26 protein-coding genes are annotated in these 25,608 nt (G+C 29.2%); 18 read left to right on the forward strand and 8 right to left on the reverse strand.

Annotation, left to right across the window (positions count from 1 at the left end):
- Positions 1-221 precede the first annotated feature (221 nt).
- From ON24_RS07880 to ON24_RS07890, 3 genes are all read right to left on the reverse strand, one after another.
- Positions 222-617, reverse strand: a complete 396-nt coding sequence (locus ON24_RS07880) for a DUF1284 domain-containing protein (protein ID WP_160162424.1) — start codon at positions 615-617, stop codon at positions 222-224.
- A 63-nt stretch (positions 618-680) separates the two neighbouring features.
- Complete coding sequence (locus tag ON24_RS07885) at positions 681-1,295, reverse strand: biotin transporter BioY (protein ID WP_016358049.1); 615 nt, start codon at positions 1,293-1,295, stop codon at positions 681-683.
- Positions 1,296-1,539: 244 nt separating this feature from the next.
- The gene (locus tag ON24_RS07890; RefSeq protein WP_050553607.1) at positions 1,540-2,310 is read right to left on the reverse strand and encodes an RraA family protein; all 771 of its coding nucleotides are present in this window, start codon (positions 2,308-2,310) and stop codon (positions 1,540-1,542) included.
- Positions 2,311-3,128: 818 nt separating this feature from the next.
- Here ON24_RS07890 and dnaG point away from each other — a divergent pair.
- From dnaG to ON24_RS07910, 4 genes are all read left to right on the forward strand, one after another.
- The gene (gene dnaG, locus ON24_RS07895; RefSeq protein WP_016358051.1) at positions 3,129-4,412 is read left to right on the forward strand and encodes a DNA primase DnaG; all 1,284 of its coding nucleotides are present in this window, start codon (positions 3,129-3,131) and stop codon (positions 4,410-4,412) included.
- Positions 4,413-4,605: 193 nt separating this feature from the next.
- Complete coding sequence (gene xerA / locus ON24_RS07900) at positions 4,606-5,598, forward strand: site-specific tyrosine recombinase/integron integrase (RefSeq protein ID WP_076621417.1); 993 nt, start codon at positions 4,606-4,608, stop codon at positions 5,596-5,598.
- A 266-nt stretch (positions 5,599-5,864) separates the two neighbouring features.
- Complete coding sequence (locus ON24_RS07905; protein ID WP_016358053.1) at positions 5,865-6,146, forward strand: Gar1/Naf1 family protein; 282 nt, start codon at positions 5,865-5,867, stop codon at positions 6,144-6,146.
- Between the two features lie 83 nt (positions 6,147-6,229).
- Positions 6,230-7,162: a transcription initiation factor IIB gene (locus tag ON24_RS07910; protein WP_016358054.1), complete on the forward strand. Its 933-nt coding sequence runs from the start codon at positions 6,230-6,232 to the stop codon at positions 7,160-7,162.
- A 393-nt stretch (positions 7,163-7,555) separates the two neighbouring features.
- Here ON24_RS07910 and ON24_RS07915 read toward each other — a convergent pair whose 3' ends face one another.
- Entirely contained in the window at positions 7,556-8,374 is an 819-nt protein-coding gene (locus ON24_RS07915) for a sulfite exporter TauE/SafE family protein (RefSeq protein ID WP_040682568.1), read from the reverse strand.
- A gap of 117 nt (positions 8,375-8,491) precedes the next feature.
- On the opposite strand from ON24_RS07915, the gene ON24_RS07920 reads away from it, so the two are divergent.
- The 12 genes from ON24_RS07920 to prf1 all read left to right on the forward strand — a co-directional run bounded on the left by ON24_RS07920 (position 8,492) and on the right by prf1 (position 17,987).
- Positions 8,492-9,637, forward strand: coding sequence for a hypothetical protein (locus tag ON24_RS07920; protein WP_040682569.1), 1,146 nt, complete (start codon positions 8,492-8,494; stop codon positions 9,635-9,637).
- Positions 9,638-9,777: 140 nt separating this feature from the next.
- Positions 9,778-11,778: an MJ1255/VC2487 family glycosyltransferase gene (locus tag ON24_RS07925; RefSeq protein WP_040682570.1), complete on the forward strand. Its 2,001-nt coding sequence runs from the start codon at positions 9,778-9,780 to the stop codon at positions 11,776-11,778.
- Positions 11,779-11,817: 39 nt separating this feature from the next.
- A complete protein-coding gene (locus tag ON24_RS07930) occupies positions 11,818-12,030 on the forward strand; it encodes a hypothetical protein (protein WP_040682571.1) in 213 nt (70 codons plus the stop codon).
- Between the two features lie 86 nt (positions 12,031-12,116).
- On the forward strand, positions 12,117-12,467 hold the full coding sequence (locus ON24_RS07935) for a hypothetical protein (protein ID WP_040682572.1): 351 nt from the start codon (positions 12,117-12,119) through the stop codon (positions 12,465-12,467).
- The gene (locus ON24_RS07940) at positions 12,464-12,676 is read left to right on the forward strand and encodes a hypothetical protein (protein ID WP_016358660.1); all 213 of its coding nucleotides are present in this window, start codon (positions 12,464-12,466) and stop codon (positions 12,674-12,676) included. The genes ON24_RS07935 and ON24_RS07940 overlap by 4 nt, the downstream gene beginning before the upstream one ends.
- A gap of 320 nt (positions 12,677-12,996) precedes the next feature.
- Positions 12,997-13,344, forward strand: coding sequence for an XkdF-like putative serine protease domain-containing protein (locus tag ON24_RS07945; protein WP_040682573.1), 348 nt, complete (start codon positions 12,997-12,999; stop codon positions 13,342-13,344).
- Positions 13,345-13,526: 182 nt separating this feature from the next.
- Positions 13,527-14,150, forward strand: coding sequence for a hypothetical protein (locus tag ON24_RS09025; protein ID WP_050553608.1), 624 nt, complete (start codon positions 13,527-13,529; stop codon positions 14,148-14,150).
- 227 nt (positions 14,151-14,377) lie between these two features.
- The gene (pyrH, locus tag ON24_RS07955; RefSeq protein ID WP_040682574.1) at positions 14,378-15,055 is read left to right on the forward strand and encodes a UMP kinase; all 678 of its coding nucleotides are present in this window, start codon (positions 14,378-14,380) and stop codon (positions 15,053-15,055) included.
- 10 nt (positions 15,056-15,065) lie between these two features.
- Positions 15,066-15,257 (forward strand): DUF2116 family Zn-ribbon domain-containing protein, encoded by a 192-nt coding sequence (locus ON24_RS07960; protein ID WP_040682575.1) that lies wholly within the window; start codon positions 15,066-15,068, stop codon positions 15,255-15,257.
- Positions 15,258-15,304: 47 nt separating this feature from the next.
- Positions 15,305-15,628, forward strand: coding sequence for a heavy metal-binding domain-containing protein (locus ON24_RS07965; protein WP_016358062.1), 324 nt, complete (start codon positions 15,305-15,307; stop codon positions 15,626-15,628).
- A 17-nt stretch (positions 15,629-15,645) separates the two neighbouring features.
- Positions 15,646-16,518: a heavy metal-binding domain-containing protein gene (locus ON24_RS07970; RefSeq protein ID WP_040682576.1), complete on the forward strand. Its 873-nt coding sequence runs from the start codon at positions 15,646-15,648 to the stop codon at positions 16,516-16,518.
- 233 nt (positions 16,519-16,751) lie between these two features.
- On the forward strand, positions 16,752-17,987 hold the full coding sequence (gene prf1 / locus ON24_RS07975) for a peptide chain release factor aRF-1 (protein ID WP_040682577.1): 1,236 nt from the start codon (positions 16,752-16,754) through the stop codon (positions 17,985-17,987).
- A gap of 375 nt (positions 17,988-18,362) precedes the next feature.
- Here prf1 and ON24_RS07980 read toward each other — a convergent pair whose 3' ends face one another.
- Entirely contained in the window at positions 18,363-18,602 is a 240-nt protein-coding gene (locus ON24_RS07980) for a hypothetical protein (protein WP_016358065.1), read from the reverse strand.
- 696 nt (positions 18,603-19,298) lie between these two features.
- Between ON24_RS07980 and ON24_RS07985 the strand changes: the two genes are divergently transcribed.
- Positions 19,299-20,261, forward strand: a complete 963-nt coding sequence (locus ON24_RS07985; RefSeq protein ID WP_016358066.1) for a Gfo/Idh/MocA family protein — start codon at positions 19,299-19,301, stop codon at positions 20,259-20,261.
- A gap of 14 nt (positions 20,262-20,275) precedes the next feature.
- A complete protein-coding gene (locus tag ON24_RS07990; RefSeq protein WP_016358067.1) occupies positions 20,276-20,890 on the forward strand; it encodes an orotate phosphoribosyltransferase-like protein in 615 nt (204 codons plus the stop codon).
- Between the two features lie 424 nt (positions 20,891-21,314).
- Here the strand turns inward: ON24_RS07990 and hemC are convergent, their stop codons facing one another.
- From hemC to ON24_RS08005, 3 genes are read right to left on the reverse strand one after another with little or no spacing between them, the layout of a single operon-like run.
- Positions 21,315-22,190, reverse strand: coding sequence for a hydroxymethylbilane synthase (gene hemC / locus ON24_RS07995; RefSeq protein WP_016358068.1), 876 nt, complete (start codon positions 22,188-22,190; stop codon positions 21,315-21,317).
- Positions 22,191-22,242: 52 nt separating this feature from the next.
- Complete coding sequence (gene cfbE / locus ON24_RS08000) at positions 22,243-23,685, reverse strand: coenzyme F430 synthase (RefSeq protein ID WP_040682578.1); 1,443 nt, start codon at positions 23,683-23,685, stop codon at positions 22,243-22,245.
- 47 nt (positions 23,686-23,732) lie between these two features.
- Positions 23,733-25,574 (reverse strand): bifunctional NADP phosphatase/NAD kinase, encoded by a 1,842-nt coding sequence (locus ON24_RS08005; protein WP_016358070.1) that lies wholly within the window; start codon positions 25,572-25,574, stop codon positions 23,733-23,735.
- Positions 25,575-25,608 lie beyond the last annotated feature (34 nt).

Raw genomic sequence — 25,608 nt, forward strand, 5'->3', positions numbered from 1 at the left:
AGTCGAACCGCCGTCTCCGGGTCCAAAGCCTAGAAGGATTACCACTACCCTACGGAACTAATATTACTATTACTAGTAATGTTCTGTTATGAACATTATAATTTTTGTTATCATAATATATAAATCTTTCCTTTTTTTTCAAGATTTTCAATCAATTTTTTATTTTTCTGATTTATTAAAAATAGCATATAAAGTAATAAACATTGAATTTCTATTGATCTTTATTTTTTGGATTTTGCCCATGTGCAAACATCATACCATTTACATCTATAACATGTATCTTTAATATCCGAGGAACTTTTAAAAATTCTATTAGTCATGTTAAATAGTTCACTTGCTTTGTACTCTTTCTGGTTTGACTCTTTTAGGACTTTGTCAATTACAATTTTGTCCATCTTTAAAATTTTCTCATTTTCTCTATCATTGATACATATATCTTTGTTAAGATTTGGGCAATATTTACAAAGATCATCTAATCCATTAACTAGGTGTATGGATTCTTCATCATTCATTAGTTTCTCATGAATTATTGTCATGTTCCTTGTAAATTCTTCATTGTATCCATAGCCTTGAAAACCTTGAAGACATAGAAGGTGATGTCCACGTAAATTAATCATTAAAGTCATCTTCTTTAAAAAATAGTTAAAAATAAAAAAAGTTAAGAGTATTTTTTTATACTCTTATTCGTCTTTTGGTAGGAATACCTGTGATATAGCAGAACCTGCTAATACTTTAAGTATATCTCCAATAATAAATGGTACAAGTCCCATTACAAGTACTTGGGTTAAGGTTAATGCTGTTCCTTGAGCTAAGTAGAAGTATAAATATAATCCTATTAAACCTGGAATATATATTGCTAAGAAGTTAGCTACAAGTAAGGTTCCAGTCATACCTACGAATTTTCTGGATTGAGGATATCTTTCAGAGATTGAACCTACAAAGTAAGCACAAACTAAGAATCCAATAAAGTATCCACAATTGGTTCCAAGTAATGTAGCGATTCCTCCGGTCATACCACTATACCATGGAATTACAAGACCTAATGCTAAGTACAATACCTGTGATAAAGTACCATACTTTCTTCCAAGTAACATACCTGATATTAAAACTGCAAAAGTCTGTAATGTGATTGGAACTGGGGTCCAAGTTAAAGGTATTGCAATTTGTGCTGCAATTCCAGTAAAACAAGCCATTAAAAATGCAAGTCCAACTTTTTCATAAGTTCCGGCATTTTTCACATGATTATATACTTGGCTTCTTATTGTATAATAAGATTCTATAGTATTGTTTACCATATTTTACCTCCTTTTATAATAATTAAAGTCGACTAATAGTAAAATATCCAATAATAAGTTTTAATATATATCTTAAATATTATACCTATTATATATTGTTTTAAATAATTTATATATGTTTTTATTAAAGCTCGTATTAATCAGTTAAATAGATTTAACATACTTATTTAATGAATATATGAGATTTAAAACTGATTTTTTTAAACATTTCTTTATTTTAATTAGTTAAATCTATTAAACTGGATTAATCTATTAATTGATCCTTTACACCTGCAATTTCTGCAAGTGTTTTACCTTCCCTTAATTGTTTTAGAATACCCTTTTCTTTACGTTTAATTGAAAGTGTTTCTAGTATGACCTCGTTGAACTTTTCCTGTGGAATGACAACCACTCCATTTTCATCTCCGAAGAAGAAATCTCCAGGTTTGATTGAATCTCCGTCAATATTAAGTTCAACATTAAGTTTTCCATAGCCTAAGGCAGTTCCGGCATTTGGGCAGGTATCAACACAGAATAGTGGATAGTCCATATATTTTAATATATCGATATCCCTCATTTTTCCATAAACTGCAACACCTACAAGTCCCTGCTCTTTTGCACAGGTTGATGCTAACTCCCCCCATACTGCTAGTGGACCTTCTGTGGATTGTACAAACAATACCTCTCCTTTTCTGCCAATGTCAATTCCGGCTACAGCTGTTCCCCAGTCTTCTACAGGTGTATAAGCAGTAATGATTTTACCATATGTTCTATGGTTATTTAATGATTTTAAACCTTTGATAACTCCAGTCTTTCTATAAAGGTTATTATATGCATCAGAAACTTGGCAGGTAGATGCATCTTCTAAGATTATATTGAGTTTTTCGTAATTTTCAATATTTGACTTATCTTCCTTTTTAACCAAATCATCTATTGAGAAATCGTCAATATCTAGGTTTATGTCATCTAAACTTAGATCCCTATTACTCCTTGAAGCCATTTTTAAAACTGTATTAGCATTAATTCCTTTTGCCATTATAACACCTGATTGTTAGTTTTATTTTTGATTGTTTAATTATGAATAATTGAATAAATCAATTATATGTCATATAATAGTTTGTTTTTATAAGATTTAATATTAATTAAAAATCCCAATTAAAATTTAAATATACAATTTTATATATGAGTATTTGCAAAAATTATATTAGGTAAAATTTAACAATTATTATGCTCGAAAGAGTTTTTTCATTATTAATATTATTATTCACTAATTAACAAAATAAAGGAGAAACATATAATAGATAGCTATTATTTAAGAAAATTGATTTTAATAGAGAAATATTATTCCGATTTGAAATATTATTATTTATAAATGGGTTTTGATGTTTTGGATATTTTAAATAGGGAATTATTAATAAACACTTGAAGATTATTAAAATTTAAGAATTAATATTGGCTAATATTAAATAAAATAAGGTGTAGTTTATGATGTGTTAAGATTTTTTTGGAAATGTTTTTCATATTTTATTAATATTTAATTAAATTACCTATTCGATATTTGGGGTTTAATTAAGTAGTCATAAACTTGTAAGATTTTATTTAAGTTCTATTATAGGCGGAACTTTATGATTTTTAATTAGGTATATTTGTTATTTAAAGGACTCTTTTTTTGTTTTTTTGCCTATTTTAATCATTTATTCATTAATAACATTCATGTTATTTTTAATAAACTTTATTAATTAATCGAATTATTTACTTTTAAGTAAATGTTTAAACAATTATTTAGTTTAATTTTTAGCAAACTTCTAAATTAAACTTATATTCTTATAAATTAAGCCGTAAAGGAGGCTTACTATGTCAAAAGGTGAAGAGTTAACAACAACTAAATATCTCATTTATGCTGAAATTAATGCAAATGGGATTGTAGAAAAACCTGATGTTGTAGGTGCTATCTTCGGTCAGACAGAAGGTCTTTTAAGCAATGATTTAGACTTGAGAGAACTTCAAAGAACTGGAAGAATTGGTAGAATTCAGGTTATTATTCATTCTAATAGTGGTCGTGCTAAAGGTGAGATTGTTATTCCTTCTAGTTTAGATAGGATTGAAACAGCCATTTTAGCAGCATCACTTGAAACAATTAACAGGGTAGGTCCTTGTGAAGCAAACATCAAAGTTAAAAAAGTAGAGGATGTTCGTGCTGTAAAACGTCAACAGGTTGTTGAACGTGCTAAAGAAATTTATCAAGGAATGATGGATACCGTTACCCCTGCTAGTATGCAAATGATTGAAGAAGTTAGGGAAGCTATGCGTGTTCATGAGATTTCTGAATTTGGTGAAGAAAGACTTCCTGCAGGACCTAGTGTTCATACTTCTGATGCAATTATTGTTGTGGAAGGTAGGAATGATGTGTTAAATCTCTTGAAATATGGTATTAAAAATACTGTGGCAGTTGAAGGAGTTAATGTTCCTCCAGTAATTGCAGATTTAACTAAAAAACGAACAGTTACCGCATTTGTTGATGGTGATCGTGGCGGAGAATTAATATTAAAAGAACTTATTCAAGTTGGAGATGTTGATTTTGTAACACGTGCACCTGTTGGTAAGGAAGTAGAAGATCTTGAAAAGGATGAAGTTATCACTGCTTTAAGAGATAAAACTCCTATAGAACAATTCTTAGCTTCAACTAATCTTTTATCTGTTCAGGACTCTCCAAGAAACAAATCCAAAAAATCCAAATCCCGTAATAATCATAATAACAAAAAGTATAATAAACGCAATAATCGTCATCAGGATGATGATTATGGATACTCAGATATTGTTGAGGAACCGGATTTAGATGATGAACTTGAAGATGATGAAATCAGCTTGATGAAGGATATGCTTAGAGAAATTGAAGGCAGTGGAACTGGTGAAATCTTGGATGGCGCATTAAACCTTATGAAAGAGGTTAGTGTTGAGGATCTCTATAATGAAGTACAAAATGTTGAGGACAATGCAGAGACTATTGTCTTTGATGGAATTGTATCTCAGAGATTAGTAGACGCTTCATATAAAAAAGGTATTAAAAACCTTGTAGCTTTTAAGGCTAGCAATATTGTTAAAAAACCAAGGGATGTTAAAATTATTACATTACACTAAATAGGATTATTTATCCTATTTATTTCATTTTTATTGGCTATTTTTTTACATTTAATAATTACTTTGACTTATCTTAATCTGTTTTAATCTGATTTTTTTTTAAACTTTTCAATTTGAACAAGTTTTATATACTTTAAAAATATATTGGTATAACGAAGTAAAACTTTTAAAATCAATTTAAGAACTTGATATTATGGTAAATTTTTCTAAATCAAAAGAAGTAAATATTTTCAATCCCTCTTTAACGTCATTAAATCTTCCAAAATATGATGCTGAAGGTAATAAAATAAGCATTTTGGATTTATATAATTTTAATGATTTATGTGAGGATTATATTATTGATTTGGAAATTAGGAACTACTCCCGAAATACTATAAAAACATATAGTACAATAATTAATAATTTTATAGATTTTCTAAAAACTCAGGATGATTTAACTGATGATAAAAAATTTTTAAGATCGTTTAAACGTTATATTCAATATCTAAAAAGAGATAAGGAAGTTTCCCAGAATTATATCTATCTTGTGACCATTACAATTAAAAAATTTCTGGAGTTTAACAATATCTATTATTTATATGATGTGGAAACACCTAAAAGAACTAAATCCCTTCCTAAGTCTTTAAATGAGCATGAGGTAGAGAAACTTATCTCATCAGTTGATGGGGATAGGGAAGATACGAATCTTCAGAAATTTACTAAAATGAGAAATAAAGTTATATTGACTGTTTTATATTCCTCAGGCTTACGTATTAGCGAACTTTTAAATCTTAAAATAAATGATATAGATTTCGAAACCCGTACAATGAGAATACGAGGTAAAGGAGATAAGGATAGAATTGTTTTATTTGATGAGGAATGCCGAAATCTTCTTGAAGAATATCTCAAATTAAAAAATCCTGATAACCCTCTTTTAATATATAATAATAAGGGAAATAAATTAAGTTCACGTTATGTTGAGATGATGATTAAGAAATATGCTAAAAGGGCGGGAATTAAAAAGAAGGTTACTCCCCATGTTCTAAGACATTCCTTCGCAACCCATTTATTGAAACATGGTGTGGATATTAGGATTATTCAACAATTATTAGGTCATGCAAGCCTTTCAACTACTCAAATATACACCAGTGTGGATATGGAATCTGTTAAGGATATATATGATAAAGCAAGAGGTGATCTTGATTGATTTTAGGCATATCCCAGTATCTGTCATAAGTTAAGATAGGGTATTGATTAATCCCGATAACATAATTATATAATTAATAATCAATATTTTAATATAAATATAAGGTGTAAAAAGCCTGGTTTTATATATTTTATTGTTTATTCTTTAATCGTAAGTTTTTTATTAATGAATATTTTTTATATATAAAAGTATCGAAAACTTTATATATGATGACACATAATGTATTATTTGTATTGGAATTTAAATATTTTTTTAACTGATTTTTTATGAAAGTGTTAGGTAATAGTTTACATATTGCAAAATCTGGAAAATTAATTGCTAGGGGAAAACAAACTCCAATAATTGGTGCTTTGGTTTTTGACAATAATAAAAACAAGATTGGTAAGGTAAATACTGTTTTTGGACCGACTAAGAATCCATATATTTCTATTAATCTTTTTAGGTCTGCTAATCGAGATAGGATTATGAAAAATTCAGGTGAAAAATTATTTGTTTCAAATGATAAAAAGCGTAAACGGGGGAGGAGACCACGGAAAAAGAACAACTAAAAGAAAGTATTAAAAGAACCAGAAGATCCAAACAAATTTCAAGAAATGGTATCTCTGATAATAATACTTCAGAAAAAGAACAAATGCAGCATGATGTATTTGATATAGATAAGCAAACTCGTTGTCCAGAATGTGGATCAGACCAATTAATTGGTGATTATGAGAGGGCAGAAGTTGTTTGTGCAAATTGTGGACTCGTTATTGATGAAAACCTTGTTGATATGGGACCAGAATGGAGAGCATTTGACCACGAGCAAAGAGATAAAAGGACTCGTGTAGGAGCACCTATCACTTATACCATTCACGATAAGGGTTTAAGTACAATGATTGATTGGAGGAATAAAGATATCTATGGAAGAGATATTCCTGCAAGAAATAGGGCTCAATGGTACCGTTTAAGAAAATGGCAAAGAAAAATCAGGATTTCTGGTGCTACAGAAAGAAACTTAGCATTTGCTTTAAGTGAATTAGATAGGGATTCCTCAAGACTTGGTCTTCCAAGAAGTGTAAGGGAATCTGCATCTGTTGTATACAGAAGTGCAGTGGATAATAAACTTATACGTGGAAGAAGTATTGAAGGTGTTGTAGCTGCTTCACTTTATGCCGCATGTAGAAGATGTAAAGTACCTCGTACTTTGGATGAGATTGCTGAAGTTTCCCGTGTTACTAAAAAAGAAGTTGGAAGGACTTACAGATTCTTAACTCGTGAATTGAATATTAAATTACCACCTACTTCACCAGTAGACTATGTTCCAAGGTTTGCTAGTGAATTAGGTTTATCTGGAGAGGTTCAATCTAAAGCTATTGATATTATTAATAAGGCAATGGAAAAAGGATTAACTTCTGGAAGAGGTCCTACTGGTGTAGCTGCTGCTGCATTATATATTGCATCAGTTCTCTTAGGTGAAAGGAAAACTCAAAGAGATGTTGCGGAAATTGCAGGTGTTACAGAAGTTACAATAAGAAACAGATATAAAGAACTTACTGAACAATTAGAAATGGGCGTAACCTTATAAGCCCATTTTCCATTTTTTAAATATTTTTACTATAATTAGCTATTTTTAGATTTCTATAAATTACTTATTAATTTGAGATCTTCTATAATTTATTTGTAGAGTTAACCTATTTTTTTTGATTGAATTAATCTTATTTAATTTATTTTTAGTAGAATTGATTCTCATTTTCTTAAAATTAGTTTTTAGTTTATTTTTTTTAGTAAAATTAGTCTTTATTATAATATAAATTTAATTTTTAGTAAATTAGTTTTTATTTTTATATAAAATTAGTTTTTAGCTTATTTTAAGTAAGTTTGGATTATTTCAAATAATATTAATCATGTTTTAGTTGTTATATAAATTAGTTTAAAATAATTAAAAAATAGTTTTTATAAAGTTGATAAGCTTAAAATATTAAAATGGTAATATCTTAAGCATCTTTAAACTTATAATGACTAATACTATTGCAAACAATATTCTTAAATGTTTTTCATTAATTTTATAAGCTATTTTAGCCCCATAATGGGCCATTGGTATGGAAAATATTATTATTAATATGAAATTAACTAGATTAACATATCCGATTGAGTATGGAAGTATATTTGCACCCCATCCAGATAACATATATGATATTGAACCTCCAATGGAGGAGAATGGTATAAATATGGTAGATGTTCCAATTGCCTCAACCATTGTAAATCCAAATAACATGGTTAATATCGGTATAATAAAGACTCCACCACCGATTCCTAAAAGTCCTGCAAAGAATCCTACAACTATACCAATAATTCCCGCAGTCAGGTAATTTAACTTTAATTTGGGTTCGTTTTCTGTATCGTCTTTTTTAAGAAACATGTTAATTGCGATACCGATAAGAAGTAATCCAAATAAAATCTCTAATGCCCTTGTAGGTATGATTGTGGAGATGTTTCCTCCTATAAATCCACCAATAATACCGAAAACACCAAACATTATTCCCGGCTTTAAGATATCAATTTTGGATTCTTTAATATGGGTATAAGCTCCTGATAGAGATGTTGGTATGATACAGGTCAAACTAGTACCTAAAGCTATTCTAAATGCAAGATCTGATGGTATGCCAATAGTTTGAAGTGCAAAATACTGTAGAGGAACCATTAAAAATCCTCCACCAACACCTAATAGTCCTGCTGCTAAACCTACAATTATTCCAATTCCTATTAAAAATAGGATATATGTTGTTGTGAATATAATTTAAAACACCCTTTAATTTAAAACAATTTGTATAAAAAATTTATATAATCTATTTATACTATTTATTATAAGAAATATAAAATATATTTCATTTAAAATATTAGATTTGTTGATAAAATGGAGAGGAATATTGATAATTATTATCTTGCAGGATTCGTTTTGATTATCTTTGCCTGCTTGATATATTTTACAAGTTTTTTAGATATAATCATAAGGCCTATTTTACAACCTTTTTTAATGGGTTCTTCAAAGGGTAAGGATGTATTATATTTCGGAATCTTCGGATTATTCTTAATCTTTTCAAGATTTGGTGAAAAACATAATATTAATTGGTTTAACAAGTCTAATGATTTCTATCTTAAATTATCATTTGTCATAATGATTTTTTTAGGTTGTGTCGGAATTTTAACCGAGATTTATATAAGACTTTCAATGAATCTGCCATTGGATACAACCTTGGTGATTGTTGAACCTAAAATGACATCAACAAGTATTCTACATTCACATGTTCTTAAATCCATATTCGGTGCCATTGTTGTAATGTTTATTCCAAATATTCCTTCAGGCATTCATGTTGGAAACAATTTAGCTCCTTATATTCCGGATATCGTAAAGGCTACATTTATCTTAGTGCCTGTGTTGTTTATTACAATGATTAAATCAATGGAAAACAGAACTATATTTCCAAAACTATTAATGATTGCTTTATTTAGTTTAGGCATTATTGGTATAATGGATGGCGGCCTATTCTCCACACCTGCTGTTGCAGGCTGGTATTGTATGTTAATTATAATGTATAATGAGTATTTAATTGATCATATATCTCCACTTTTAAGTAGAAATACAGATAAAGAAAGTTTAAAAAGGGAAAATAATGGGATTGATAGTGGAAAGTCTCTATTTGAAACTATTAAACATGATTTGTCCCTATTTAAAGCGGAATTTTTCAGTGGAAGGAAGGTTAAACATTATTTTAAAATAATGTTGCCTCATTTGATATTATTTATCTTCCTGGTTCTAAGATTCTCATTTATATTTGCAATAGCAAACACGGCATATTATGAAGTAAATATCTTAGAGCCTGAGGATTCAATTGATTTAAACAATTATGGTGTAATCAGTGTTGTACATAGTACTGACCGTGACATTTATAGGTTAAATCCTGATTATAATGAGATGGTCTTATTAAATAGTCTTGATAGATCATTAAATCAAAAATGTAGGGCCTATACTATATCATGGAATGCATATTCCTATCTGTAGAAATCAAATTTAGGAATATTTATTTTTCCTTTTTTTATTAAGATTAATATAGTTTAAATTATAATATTATATTAGTTGTTTTAGAAATCCTTAGGGGATTTCATTTTAATTTTATTTCTGTGTATATTTTTTGTGATAATATGAAACTTAGTATAATTATTCCGTCTTATAATGAAGAAGAAAACTTACCAGGTTTGCTTGAAAGTATTCACTCCCAGGATTTTAAAGACTATGAGGTTATAGTTGCAGATGCTAATTCAACAGATAAAACCTATCAGGTAGCAAAGTATTATGGTTGTATTGTTGTTGAAGGGGGTTTACCTGCAGTTGGAAGGAATAATGGTGCTAAAGTTGCTAAAGGGGACTTATTGTTATTTTTAGATGCTGATTTAAAGCTTTCTAAGGATTACCTTAAAGATGCAGTCGAGGAATTTAATAGGGAAGGTCTTGGAATAGCAATATCTCAAATGATTCCCGATTCAGATAAATTTTCATATAAGGCATTACACGATTTTGCAAATACCTTTATGAAGTCTGTTGAAAATATCAAACCTCATGGTGCAGGCTGTTATGGTATTCTAACAAGAAAGGTATTACATGATAGGGTTAATGGTTTTGATGAATCCTTAGATTATGGGGAAGATACCGATTATATTGAAAGAATTGGAGCAATCTCAGAGTTTAAGGTTCTTAGAAAACCGAAAGTTATAGTGTCCACACGTAGACTTGAGGAAGACGGTCTATTAAAACTTATTAAAACCTATGGTAAAAGTACTGTAAATGATTTTAGAGGAAAAAGAACATCTGCAGATGAGTTAGGTTATAGTTTTGAACATGGTGGTAATAAAAAATCCAAATCCAAGAAAACCAAACCGATTCATATAAAATCATCAAATAAGAGCAATGTCTCTAAAAATGATGGTATGAGTAAATTGAGAGGTTCTAAAAATAAATTTAACAAGTCTGAAACAAAAGGAAATATAAGTCTTCCAAAAAAAGAATCCTCAAATAAAAAAACAGGTGATGCCTCAATAGAAAATTCTCAGGTGCTTATAAAATCAGGGAATGGTCTTGTAGAGTCTCAAAAGAAAATTATTTTTTATTGTGTATGTGGGGAAGGTATGGGTCATGCAATTAGAAGTGGAGTCATATTGGAACGTCTTACAAAGATATATGATGTTTATATCTTCTCAGGTAACAGGGCATATACCTATTTGAACTCTAAATTTGATAATGTATATGAAATCGGAGTATATAATACTGTTTATGAGGATAATGTCGTAAATGATATTGCAACTTTCACTAAATGTATGAAGGAAAGTCCTTCTAACATTAAAAAGGCCTATGACACGATTTTCAAGCTTGCACGTAAACTTAAGCCGGGAATTATTGTGACTGACTTTGAAAATTATTGTAATATTGTGGCAAATACATTAAATATTCCGTTGATAAGTCTTGACAATATTCATATGATCACTGAAACTGAGATTGACTATCCCCCTTATCATAAAATAGACATGCTTAAAGCCAAAGCCGTTATAAAGGTTTATGTTCATGACGCTAAGATACATATTCTAACAAGTTTCTTTAATCCTCCAATAAAGGAGGGCAGGAATTCCGTTATATACCCTCCAATCTTAAGGGAAGATATAATGAAACTTAAACCCGAGATTAAAGATCATGTAATTGTCTATCAAACTAGTAATTCTAATTATAAGCTTATGGAAAGACTTAAAAAGATTGATGAGAATTTTATAGTCTATGGATTTAATAAGGATGAGGTAGATGAAAATTTAACCTATCGTTCATTTAATGAGGATATTTTTTATGATGATTTAAGGACTGCTAAGGCGGTTATCACCAATGGTGGCTTTACTTTAATCAGTGAAGCCATTTACCTTAAAAAACCAATCTATAGTATGCCTGCATTGGGTAATTTTGAGCAGATTTTAAATGGTTTTTATGTGGATAAACTAGGTTATGGTGAATATCATGAGGATATGGAGTCTAAAAACATTAAAAGCTTCCTATCAAACCTTGATAAATATCAAAAAAATCTAAATAAAGTTGTAAATACAGATAACTCTGCAATCTTCAATGAGTTGTATCGGGATATTGAGAAATATTATAAATATTCTTAAGTTTTAGATTTAATTCATTTATATAATACATCAAAAATAATGTTAGCTCATTTTAATGTTTCTAATGTTAAATCAGAATCAAAAGAATTATTTAATATAAAAAACAAAGTAGATATCAAGGAAAAATCATTTAGAAGTTTAGATAAATTTAATGATTTAGACTATCCTCATATACCTTTAACTGAGGATAACATTCCAAAGGACATGCCTAGAAACATAAGAAATTCAATGTTAAAATTTGATAAAAGATAATAAATGCAAAATATGAATATGGATTTATATTTAATAAAACAACAGGTAAAGCCGGGGAAATAAAAACAAATAATAAAATAAATAATGTGAATCTCTTTAAAAATGAAAACTATGGTGATGATGAACTGATAGTATCACATAACCATTTGGGTTTACAACCATTTAATTATGCAGATTTTAAAGTTATTTCAGAACATAGTCAATTTAATGTTGTTGAAATGCATGTGTACACCCCAAATGACATTTTCATTGTTGAATTTAAAGAAAAATTTACATACACCGAGGAAATAGACAAAGCTTTAAGAAATAATTTCGCAATAGGCTTTTTAGCAGGAGCCAATAAAGGAGAAATAGGTCAAACTAATAAAATGTGGAATGAGTATATTAATGATCCAATTTTAAACGAATATATGGAGTTTAGGAGGATAAGAAAATGATACCAGAACATATTAAAAAAAATATATTAACCACTGATCCAGGTTCTTTTAATGATAAACCAATTTTTGATTTAACTAGGAGATATAATAATGGGGAACTTACTGATGAAGAATTTCTTGAAGATATTGAGGAAATCAGCAGATTAATGGATCAAGCATCAGAAATATTTAAGAAGAAGAAAAAATTAAATGACAATGACCAAGATTAATCATTAACTCTTTTTTTTACCTATTTTTTTGTGTTTTCTAATTTTCCACTTTTATATGTTGAAGTATAAAAACCATGGTAAATAAAAAAAAATTTTTGTGGAAATTATAGAAAAAAATAATATTGTTCTATTTTTTTATCTATCTTTTTTTTGAAGATTCTTAATTTCATTGTACATTTTTTTTTAAGTACTCCATTAATCTTTTTTATATCGTTTTTCCCTTTTTTTTATTTGCTATTATTCTTTTTTTTATACTCCTTTTTTGAAAATAAACCTTTTTTTAATTAAAATTTTAAAGTTGGGGGAGTCTGATTTTAGTCATGATTTTGAAAGGTGCCGTTTTGATTCCAGACATACCTGATAGTGGTGGTGATGTTCTGGATGAAGAAACAATAAGAAAAGTATCATTAATCTTTAATAGGCAAGTAAATCTGATTGATGTTCAACACACTTTACAGAGTGTTGGTTCTATTTTGGAATCCTACATTACCGATGATGAAATTCACTTTCTAGGTAACACTTATCCTAAAGGAACGTGGTTTGTTAGTGTTGATGTTACTGATCCTGAAATCCAGGATGCTATTCGTGGTGGTGAATATACAGGTTTCAGTATACTTGCAGCACCATATCGTAGTGTTGAAGAAATGAAAAGAGAAGGGGTTGAATAGATGTGGTTTACAATTTAAACTTAATATCTTTTATAAATATTTTATAATAATTTTTGGTTAAATCTACTTTTTTAAAATTAACTTATATATTTCCACTTTTTTGAATTCTTATTTTAAAATTTTATTCTAGATAAAATGATTAATAGAAAAATATAATAATTTTTAAACTTATATAAAAGGGTATGAATAAGAAGTTTTCAATATTAATATTATCATTAATTATTCTTTTACTGTTTGCAAGTACCGCTATAAATAGTGCAGATAGCAATAGTTCTAATTTAAAAACAATTAAGGTAGATAATGTTAGTTTTACATTGCCTCAACAATATCAATCTGGAAATTTAACTAATAATAGTTATGTTATTGGAAATGTATTTGAATTTGGTATTTTATCTTTAGGTGATAAAAGGAATCTCGGAAGTAACCTTATTGATGAGTTATATTATAGTAATTTAAACTCTTATGAATATGCTGATATTGATGGACATTATGCATTTGTCACTAATTCCTATAAAAACTCTGTTAAACATAATGTAACTTGCATATTCTTTAATACTGGAGATAAGATGTATTTATTATCTTACAATGGGAATAATTTAACTCCAGCTATAAAGGATATAGTTAGCAGTACTCCTGAATCAGAAATGTCCGGGGATGAATTCGTTAATCTTATAAATTCAACATATGAAGAATATGCTGCTGATGAAGATGCTGCAAATGAAGCTTATGATTATGAGAAATATTACGAGGATTATAGTAACTCCCAAAGACATCATCATAGAATTAATTTAATTTGGATAATTTAATATTATTTAATTTTCCTTTAATTTTCCTAATTTAATCTTAACTTATAGTGCTGTAGAAAACAGCTTAAAAACCTTAATTTCTGATTAAATCTTTGATTTAAATTCTCTTTTTATAAATGTATAATTATTTTTACAATTAATATAAAATTTAAATATTATTAAAAAAATAAATATTTAAGATAAAACTTATTTAATTTTTTTTTATAAAATTCTTTTTTGGTGAATATATGAAAATAGTCGTTGCAATTGGAGGATCTATTTTAATACATGATTATAATGCTAAGATGTTTAAGATTTATAGTGATATATTAAAGGATTTATCTAAAGAACATGAATTATTTGTTGTCGTAGGTGGAGGAAAACCTGCAAGAGAATATATTAGTGTTGTAAGGGAACTAGGCTGTGGAGAAGCTCAAAGTGATGCAATAGGAATTGAGGTAACCAGGATTAATGCTCAATTATTACTTTCTGCATTAGGTGATAGTGCATATCAAAAAGTTCCTGAAAACTTTAAAGAGGCTTTGGAATATTCTGCATTTGGTAAAATTATTGTAATGGGAGGTACTGAACCTGCACACAGTACTGATGCGGTATCAGCTATTTTGGCAGAATATATTAATGCAGATTTACTTATTAATTTAACATCTGTAGATGGTATGTATGATAAGGATCCTAATAAATTTGAGGATGCAAAATTAATCAGCGAGATTCACGCATCTGACCTTGTAAAATTCCTTGAAGGTAAAGATGTAAAAGCAGGTACTTATGAATTCTTCGATATGACTGCAGCTCAAATGATTAAACGTTCTAAACTTGAAACCGTTATTGCTAATGGTGAAGATCCCGAGAATTTAGTTAAGATTGTAAATGGGGAAACTATTGGTACTAGGGTAATATCTGATTAGGGGTGATAAAATGTCAGTAGAACCACATAAACATTGTCCAGTCTGTGGAACACCAATTCCATTAAATGAAAAAGCTTGCTCACCAGATTGTGAGGCAGTATTAAACAAAAGACAAAATCAAATGAAAAGAAATCAAAAAATAATCTACATTCTTTTAGTTGTATTTATTATTGTCTGGTTATATTTTGTTGTAATTAAATAAACTTAATATTTTTTTAATTTTTTATAAAACTTCAAATTTGTGATTTTATGATTCTTTCATCAACTAATACCTTAGAGGGTAAACAGATCAAACAATATTATGGTATTGTCACCGGGGAGGCTTTAATTGGAGCTAATGTATATAAGGATTTATTCTCTGGTGTACGTGATGTTGTAGGTGGTAGAACCTCCAAGTATGAAGAGGAAATCCAGAAAGCAAGAATGATTGCTTTAAAAAGTATGGAAGATAAAGCTCTGGACTTTGGAGCTAATGCAATAATTGGTCTTAAAATCAATTATGCAAATCTTGGTGGAACTATGGGTAATACAATTCTTGTAACCGCTTATGGAACTGCCATATCTTATATCTAATTTTTATGTGAATTTTAATGAGCTTAATAGATAAATTAAATAAAAATAATAAGGATCCTGAAGAGATTGGAAAGGCAGTTATTTCAATTGTATTTGGAACCTTTATTGGCTGTTTAACTTATGCACTTAGTTTTAGATTCCATATTGATATCTTTGGTTGGAATCTGGCATTTGTTTTTGCTCCATTATTTGCGGGATATGCTGAGACTTATCTTTCTATTAAGTTAATGGATGAGACCACTGGTGCTATTAGTGCATATCTTCTATTTTTTGTAACCGTTATCCATGGATTTATACTTGCAAATCCAACACTTGGGGTTAATGGAATTAGCGTTGGAGCAATAATAGTAATTTTACAGGCTGCATTTCCGACATTGATTAATTATTTCTTTTTGGTAGTGGTTATTGGATCTGTTTCATATCTATTCGGATTCTTTAAACAGTGGACGGACAAGCTGTATTATACAATAGTGCCTATATTTTATAAACTGATAGGCAGGGAATTTGTACCTAAAAGGGCTGCACTTACAGTTGACAATTTTGCAACTAATCTGGAAGAGACTAACATAAATGATTTAGGTGTGTTGTTTATGACTACAACCCATCCATGGCAGGTTAATGTTAAGGAATATATCGGTGTTTTTGAGGGGTCTGTAATTATTCCCAATGAGAATAGATTTTTTGAGATTAAAACTAAAAACGAGGAGAATCTTTTACTCATCAGATTTCAAGAGGCTAAAGATCAGGCCCTTAAACAGTTGGCTAAGGAAATTAAAGATCATGGTGGAAATGGTGTACTTGATTTGGAAATCGAGTATAATATTGTTGGAGAGTTAATTGGTGACAGTTTCCACATAGTTGCAAAGGGTACCGGTGTTCTTTTGGAATAATTGAATATTTAATTTTTATATTTCCTTAAAATTTTTAGATATACATATATTTATTAAGTTGATAAAATAGATAGTATATTATTATATTTTTAAGGAAACTAATTTTTTTTAAATAGTTTCTTTTCTATTAAACTTCATTTTTTAAAATAAGTTTATATTTTAGATTGTCCAATTGGATAATTTGATTATTGATTATTATTTATTATTATTTTTACTTTTTACGGAGAATTACTATGGAAGATATATCTTCAAAAGAATTATATGAATTTAAAAAAATGATTAAAAACTTATCTGAAAAGAAAGGTAGGGGAACTGAGTTAGTTTCTGTTTATATACCTCATGATAAACAAATCAGTGATGTTGCTAAACAGATGAGGGATGAACTAGGACAAAGTTCTAACATTAAAAGTAAATCCACCAGAAAAAACGTTCAGTCAGCTATTGAGGTTATTATTCAGAAAATAAAATTATATAAACAGGCTCCAGAAAACGGACTGGTTATTTTCACAGGAATGATTCCTAGAGGTGGACCTGGTACTGAGAAAATGGAAACCTATACCTTTGAACCACCTGAGGAAATTACCACCTACTGGTATATTTGTGATAGCCAATTTTTCCTAGATCCTCTAATAGAAATGGTATCCGATAGGGATGTTTACGGTATTGCTGTAATTGATAGGAAAGAGGCTACCATTGCAACCTTAAAGGGTAAACGTATTGACATTGTAGCACATTTAACTAGTGGTGTACCTGGTAAGCATAAAGCAGGTGGTCAATCACAGAGAAGGTTTGACCGTGTTATTGAAGATGCCGCAAGAGAATTCCTTAAAAGGATCGGTCGTCATGTAAACGATGCATTTTTACCAATCAAGGATGATTTGAGAGGGGTCATCTTAGGTGGACCTGGTAATACTAAAATTGATTTCTATGAAGGGGACTTTATGCAATATGAAATCAAGGATAAGGTTATCACTACTGTAGATACTTCCTATACTGGTGAATTTGGTATTCGTGAAGTTATTGATAAATCTTCAGATGTCTTAGAAGAATTAGACGTAATTAAAGAGAAGAAACTTGTCCAAAGATTTTTAAAAGAATTAATCAATGATAAATCAGGTCTTGCAAGTTATGGTGAAGCAGAGGTTAGAAGAAATCTCCAAATTGGTGCGGTAGATACACTTCTTTTATCCGAGGGACTTAAGTTGCAACGTGTTAAAATGACCTGTCCTCAATGTGGATGGTCAACCGAGGTAACACCTCGTAAGAAAGCGGATCTTGATTTTAAATGTGATAATTGTAATGAACAAATGAAGGAAGAATCAAGAGAGGATCTTGTTGATACTTTTGTTGAAATGGCTGAACAGGTAGGTACTTCTGTTGAATTAATTTCTACAGAAACCGAAGAGGGAATGCAGTTATACCGTGCATTTGGTGGAATTGCAGCTATTTTAAGATATCATATTAATTAATTCTTCTTTTTTTTAATTTTTCTATTTTTTTAATGGTTTTTATCAACTTGGTAAAATCAATAGATTTTTTTAATTTCTTAGACTTTTTTTAATAGTTTTTATAGGGTTAGCAAAATTAGTAGATTTTTAGATTTTTTTTTAATTATTTTTCCCTATTTATAAAATCAGTTGTTTTTTAGGCTTCTTTTAATAATATTTACTTTATAAAATTAATGTTTTAATTTTAGGCTATTTCATAAAACAATTATTGTTTGATTAATAAAAGCAGTATATTTTTTTTAATTGTTTTTAAAATGAAATGGTTTTTAAATAAAGTTAAAAACTTTATTATTATTTTTAATTAAAAATTATAAGGATTTTAAAGTAGTTTTATATTTACATGCAATTGATGTTGATGTATTTGGTTGGATTCTTATTGTTGTGCTGTTTATAGATATCATTTAGGATTGCTGAGAAAAGAAACTTGTCAATATTGTAACTATCATTGTATTTTTTGAATAAGAAGTTCTTCTTCATGTTTTTCTGTGTATAATCCTTTTTAATATTGTTGTACATATTAATATCCACAGCTTTTATTTCGCCATTTTTTAATTTAAATTCTTTATATTCTTTCATCCTATCCCTCTTAAAAATTATTTGTATATAAAAATTTTTAATTCTTTAATAATTGTGTTAGTTTTTTTCTATTTAATAGTGTATATGTCATAGTATATAAAGTTTGTTTATAATTTTGTTCAATTAAAAATCTATTAATTTTCATATGTCTTTTAGTAGTTTTAATAAATAAATTATGAAAGGGGCGGTTTTCTATTAAAAAATATTCAGGTTTTAAAATTGAAATCTTAATTTTTATTTGATATTCTGATTCTTAAAGGGATTTGTCTATTTTTTTTATTACTCTATAATTATTTTATGAAAATTTTTTAAAATTTTAAAACATTTTTTTTTAATTTTCAATCAAGAATTTAAATTGGTTTTTCTTAAAAAAAGGTTAAATGATAAATTGAGGATATTCTTTTATTATCTCATTAAGATAGGGTATATTTTCAATAAATATGTAGAATGGTTAATTTTCAATCATTTTTCTTGGTGGTGTCTTATTTTTTTTAATTTTCAATGATTAAATCAAATTAAATATCTTAATTTTAAGTGTTGATTTTTTAATTTAAAGAGTTTTCATGTTCTATCTTTAGAAAATATCCATTTTAATCTAATTAATTAATTTTATTTATATTGTCTTTCTAATATTAAATATATTTAAATATCTTAAAATTAAATAATATTATAAGTTATAAGTTTTGGAGGCATAATGTGAAAGACATTAACGTAGGAGTTATAGGTGTCGGAGCAATGGGATACAACCATGCTCGTGTTTATTATAAATTAGAAAATGCAAATCTTATTGCAGTATCAGATGTAAGTGAAATGACTTTAGATAAAGTAAGTAAAAAATATGATGCTAAGGCTTATACTGATTATAATGATTTATTAGAAGACCCTGAGATTGAAGTGGTAAGTGTTTGTGTTCCTACTACTCATCATCATGATGTTGTAATGTCAGCTATTGAACATGGTAAACATGTTCTTGTAGAGAAACCAATTGCTTTTACTTTAGAAGAAGCAGAAGAAATGATTGAAGCAGCTCATAAAAAAGGTGTTATTTTAGGAACTGGTCATGTAGAAAGATTTAATCCAGCTGTTCAAAAAGCTAAGGAATTAATTGATAATGATGTTATTGGAGACATTGTTTCAGCTTCTGCAAAAAGGGTTGGTCCTTATCCACCTAGGATAAAAGATGTGGGTGTGGCTATAGATTTAGCTATTCATGATTTAGATATAATGTACTATTTATTTAACCAGGATGTAAAAAGGGTATATGCTTCAATGGGCAGTATTTTAAACAACTGTGAATATGAGGATCATGCTGAAATTATGGTTAACTTTGCTGGTGGAATGACCGGTATGTTGGAAGTTAACTGGTTAACTCCATATAAACGTAGAGAGATTTCCATTACAGGTACTGATGGAATTATTAATGTGGATTATATAGATCAAAGTATTGATGTACGTGGTAAATTTGCTCAGGATATACAAATTGAACATAAGGAACCATTGATGGAAGAATTAAGATCATTTTTAAATGCTGTAACTGAGAATAAAAAACCTGTCATTACTGGTGAAGATGGTCTCAATGCTCTTAAGATGGTTATTGCAGCAAACAGATCTTCTAAAACTAAAAAACCAATTACTCTTGAAGAATTAGAAGATGATTAAATATTGGTGATTATATGAATGATGAACTTATTGAGAAGGCTCATGAACTTAGGGCACGTGGTTTAACTACTGGTGAAATTGCTGATGAATTAAATGTATCAATTGATACTGCAAGATGGTTAAATCTTCAAACTCCTGAAAAACATAGTAGTGAAGTGCCAGTTGACTTTGCAGTAAATTGGAACAGTCTCGGAGGTAGTTCCACTAGACTTAAATATGTATCTGCAGCATTAAGCGACATGGCTCTTGAAGAAGGAGAAGCTGATGTGATTTTAGGTGTTGCGGCTAGTGGTATTCCATTTGCAACTTTCATGGCTGATTATTATTCATATGAAATGGGTTTAGAAACTTCATTAGCTGTTTTCCACCCACAGAAAGCTAAGGTTGATGACGATGACATAAGCGCTGGTGGAACTATCAGCACTAATTTTGCATCTGTTGATGGAAAAAGGGTTGTAATAGTTGATGATGTTATAACTAGTGGAAAAACTATGAATGAAGTTGTAAATACTGTTCAGGATCTTGGTGGAGAGCCAGTTGCTATAACAGTTCTAATTGATAAGGCAGGTTTAACTGACATTTTAGGTGTTCCTGTTAAATCAATTATTAGTCTTTCTAGATTAAGATAAATTAATTTTAATCTTTTTTAACTATTTTTTTTATTTATTTTAAATTCTTATCGATTTTTTATTTTCAAACTTAGCTATTTTTTATATTTTACATGTGTTTATCTAATCTAATTTTAAATTGTTTAAAAAGCAATTCTTATACTGAATTGGGTTTTTAAAAGTAATTTTTTATATTGGTATAATTTAAAAAGTATCGTTATAATAAAATAAATTTTAAAAGTAATTTTTATGCTGAATTGGGTTTTTAATATTAGTTTTTTATAATAATTGGAGTTAAAAAGTATTATTATAATAAAACAAGTTTTAAAAGTAGTTTTTTATGATGAGTGTGGTTTTTAAAAAAAATTATACAATAAGTAGTGTTTAAAAAAGTAATTTTTATTGTAAGATAAGATTAAAAATAGTTAAAAAAAGAAAAGTTTTATTATAAATATTCTAATAACTCTTTACCTACTTTTACACCTAACTCTTTTGCTGTGCGTAATGAGGAAGTTTGAGTAGTTTGATGTAATATTTCACCGTCTTCATTTAGTAGGATTGAATAGAGTTCTAATTGGCTTTTACTATTGATCTTTGCATATGAGCCAAGTGGCCATTGACAGCCAATACCTAATTCGTAAAGAACGGTTTTCTCAGCAAGAACCCTCTTATTGGAGTTATAGTCATCTATTTTTTTAAGGGTTTCATTTACTTCAGTTGAATCTTTTCTTGAGATGACTGCAACTGCTCCCTGACCTGCTGCAGGAGTAATGTAATCTACGGGAAATTCTGTTTTGATGTATTTGGTAAGTCCAAGTCTTATAAGGCCTGCCTCGGCCATGAGAGTTCCGTCTACTTCACCGTCAAGTACCTTCTTAATTCTTGTTTCAACATTTCCCCTTAATGGTTTGAATTTAAATCCTTTTTCGTGATATTTACAGAATGCTTCTCTTCTAAGGCTACTGGAACCTAAACTAGAACCCTCTTCAAGATCTTCCCAGTTTTTATTAGATATGAATACATCATTGGCCTTTTCACGTAATGGGATTGCAGCTATTGTAAGATCTTCATCAAGTTCTGTTGGAACATCCTTAAGACTATGTACTGCAAAGTCAACCTCTTCTTCAAGAACGGCTTTGTCTAGCTCTTTAGTAAATAATCCTTTTGAATCCATATTATAAAGCTGGGAGTCTTTAATCTTGTCTCCTTTAGTTTTAATAATGTCCACTTCAATTTTTTCACCAGTAATGTTGGCAATGGATTGACAGGTTTGTTTTGTCTGTGTTAATGCTAATTGACTTCCTCTAGTTCCAACTTTCATCTTAAATCTCCTTTAATTATTTATTCATGGTTAAAACAATTAACCAAAATTTTTATCTTTTTAATACTTGTTTATAGTTTGACCTATAAACTAATAATATATTCTTATCTTCATTTATGCTTTCCTTAATAGAATCATCAAGTTTTTCAATATAGTTGATTCCATTAAAATTATTGATTTTACCATAGATAGAATTACCTAACTCATCACAAAGTGTGATTTTAAGTGAGGGGTTTTCATTAATTTTAGAACTTAACAATTTTATAAGTTTGTCTTCATCAATCTCCTCACATGTAATGCCATATTTTCCACCAATTATAATATTATATGACGGATTGTCTTTAACCATATTGATAGATTTTTCAATTGCTTTGGTATTTATTCCGGGATTGATCTCCTCGATAATGGTGGAATTTCCGATTTTTTTAATGGAACTTCTACCAGGTATTCCATTGAACTTTAATAAACCCTCTTGTATTCTTTTAATGTCCATGTCTAATACAAGACATGCCGTAATGCCTCCTAAAATATTTAAAACATGGTATGGTGAAGGTGCGAAACTTTTAACATTGAATTGTCCTTTTATATTTTCATCATTTATCGTGTCTAAATCATATTCTACTGTAAAGCTAGTCTCATCCAATGAATATTTGGTATTCTTTGCTTTAACATTTGAATCATTATTTAAACCAAAGCTAATTACTTTATCGGAGTTTTTAAATTCCGGGTAAAACTCCTCTAGGGTATTCTTTTCAATCACAACCTTCCTACAGTTAAATATCTGTTTTTTAGCTATTTGGGCATTAGATTTACCTTTGGCAATAGGGTAGTTTTCAATGATATTTGTAAGTATGCCAATGTCTCCCATTCCACAGGCTCCAAGTGAGGATTCAAATATTGCATTGTCATAATTGATATATTCTTTAGAGCTATTCCCGTCATTTTCAAAACTGCATTTGGGTCGGGCAATCTTTCTTGCCATGTCTATGGTTTCAATGATATTGGCAGGGGTTATACTTATATTTTTCTTAAGTAGAATCTCCTTATCCTCTTTAAATAGATATGCACCAAGACTACTTAGGACTAAAGAATTATCCAATATTTCTTTTAGTATAAAACAGGTGGTTGTTTTTCCTTTGACTCCTGTAATTTCTATTACAGGTTTTTTATCCATTTTCCCCTTCCAATCTTTAAGAATTAAATTAACGGCCTCATGATGAGTGTAAAATTTAATGTTTCTATTAATTGATTTTATATAATCCTGTTTTTGAAGTGGACAATGGATGGGTGAAATCACAACAAGATCATCAATATCCTTTAATATTGTAATTTTTTTAATTAGATGGACATTATTTGCTTTAAGTTCACGTCTTCCATCTTTATCTAAAGTTCTATAAATGTCATATCCATAGACATTATTTTCACTATTTTCACTTGCAAGCTTAGTTGCAATCTTAACTCCTCCATGAGTCATATCAACTACAAGATAATTCATTTTTTCACTTTTTAATTATTAATAAAAATTAGAAGGTGTAAATCTAATTACGTGTTGTCATTAGATTTGATTCCGCCTTCACTTAATTTATCCTTAACCTTACTATAGAAGTATTTGTTATTGGTTCTAATGAAAGTAACATCTTTTGGAGATTTTTTAAATATTATCTCCTCCATATAATTTACCTTCTCAGTAATTTGACCATCCATTACAAAGACAGCACTTTTACCCCTTTTTATTAATTTTACACGTATTTCACTTGTGTCGGAAACCACAAACGGTCTGACTCCTAATTTGTATGGGCAAATAGGAACTATAACAAATCCTTTAACTTTAGGATCCACGATAGGTCCTCCTGCAGACATGGAATATGCTGTGGATCCACTTGGTGTTGAAATTATAAGGCCGTCTGCCCTTAATTCCTCCACAATTTCTCCATCAACGGAAATTTCAAAGTGTAACATCTTGGCAGGTTTATTTGTCATTATTACAACTTCATTTAATGCTGTATATTGATGGTTTTCATGGGATACAATAAGTTGGCTTCTACTTTCTTTATAGTAATCCCCTTTTAATATTTGGTTTAATGCATTAAAGGTATCGGATACTTCAATTTCTGTTAAAAATCCCACGGTTCCTAAATTGATACCGAATATTGGAATTTCGGTTGTAAGATGGGATTGTGTTCTAAGTAATGTTCCGTCTCCACCTAGAATTATTGCAAGATCTGTTCTTAAATCTTCGAGCTTTTCAGCTAATCCCTTAAAGTTTATATTGAAGTTTATGTCCTTCAAATATTCTTTAATTTTAGGTGATTCTCCTTGAATTTCCTTAATAATTTCAATTAGTTCCGGATTGTTTTTGAGTTTCTGTAGTTTCTTGGCTAACGTACTTTCTATAACTATATTGATTCCCCTATCCATCAACTCATTCATGATTTTTACAGAGAACAACATGGATTTATTATCGTCTATACGTGATATGATTGCTACAGAGTTAATATCAAAGGTCTCGTCATTATTTATTATTTTAATTATTTTGGAATGGAGCTCCTCATTACCTGCACAGACTATCACTACCTTCTCATAGATACTTAATTTATTGTCTAATTTTTCTCCATACTTATTGGTAACAATAGCACCAGATTCTTTTACAATTAGCTGGCTTGCTGCAATATCAATAATTCTACTGCCCCTTAAGTCGAGGAATGCATCATATTGGCCACTTGCAATATAACCTAACTCGAGTACAACTGAACCTAAAACTCTCATTCTTCTTGCTGTATCCACTAATTTTGATGCTGAGACTGTATTACTTTTTGTAAATCCTCCAAGTGACATCTTCTCAAGGTCGGTTTCACTTGATGGTTTCATTTTCTCTCCATTTAAGAATGCGCCATGACCTTTTACAGCTTGGCAAATATCCCCATTTGCAAAGTTTTTGGTTGTTCCTATGACAACATCCTCAAGTGTTGCAAGTCTACCTTCGGGAACAGTTGCTATTGCAAGGGAGATACCAAATGAAGGTATGTTTTTAATAGCGTTACTGGTTCCATCTAATGGATCACATAAAAAGATATATTCCGCATCAGATTTTTTATCTTTAAGTAATTCATTAGTTAAGTTAACTTCTTTAATCATTCCCTGACCTAATTTTAACTCTCCGATTTCTTCACTAATTAAGTAGCAAATAAAATCCTGATTTTTAAGGTATGAAACTACTTGATCCTCAGCAGCTAAATCAATACGGGAAGTAGGTGTTCCATCGGCCCCCATTTTTACAAATCTTCCAGATTCCTCCTTTCCAAAATGACTTTTTACAGCATTTTCCACATTTTCAATAATTGCAAGTGAGATTTCCTTTAACTTTTCTATTTCTTCTGAATTCATTGTAAACCCTTCATTTGATAAATAATTATATTAT

The organism is Methanobrevibacter boviskoreani JH1 (genome assembly GCF_000320505.1).
In the GTDB taxonomy this organism is placed as follows: domain Archaea; phylum Methanobacteriota; class Methanobacteria; order Methanobacteriales; family Methanobacteriaceae; genus Methanarmilla; species Methanarmilla boviskoreani.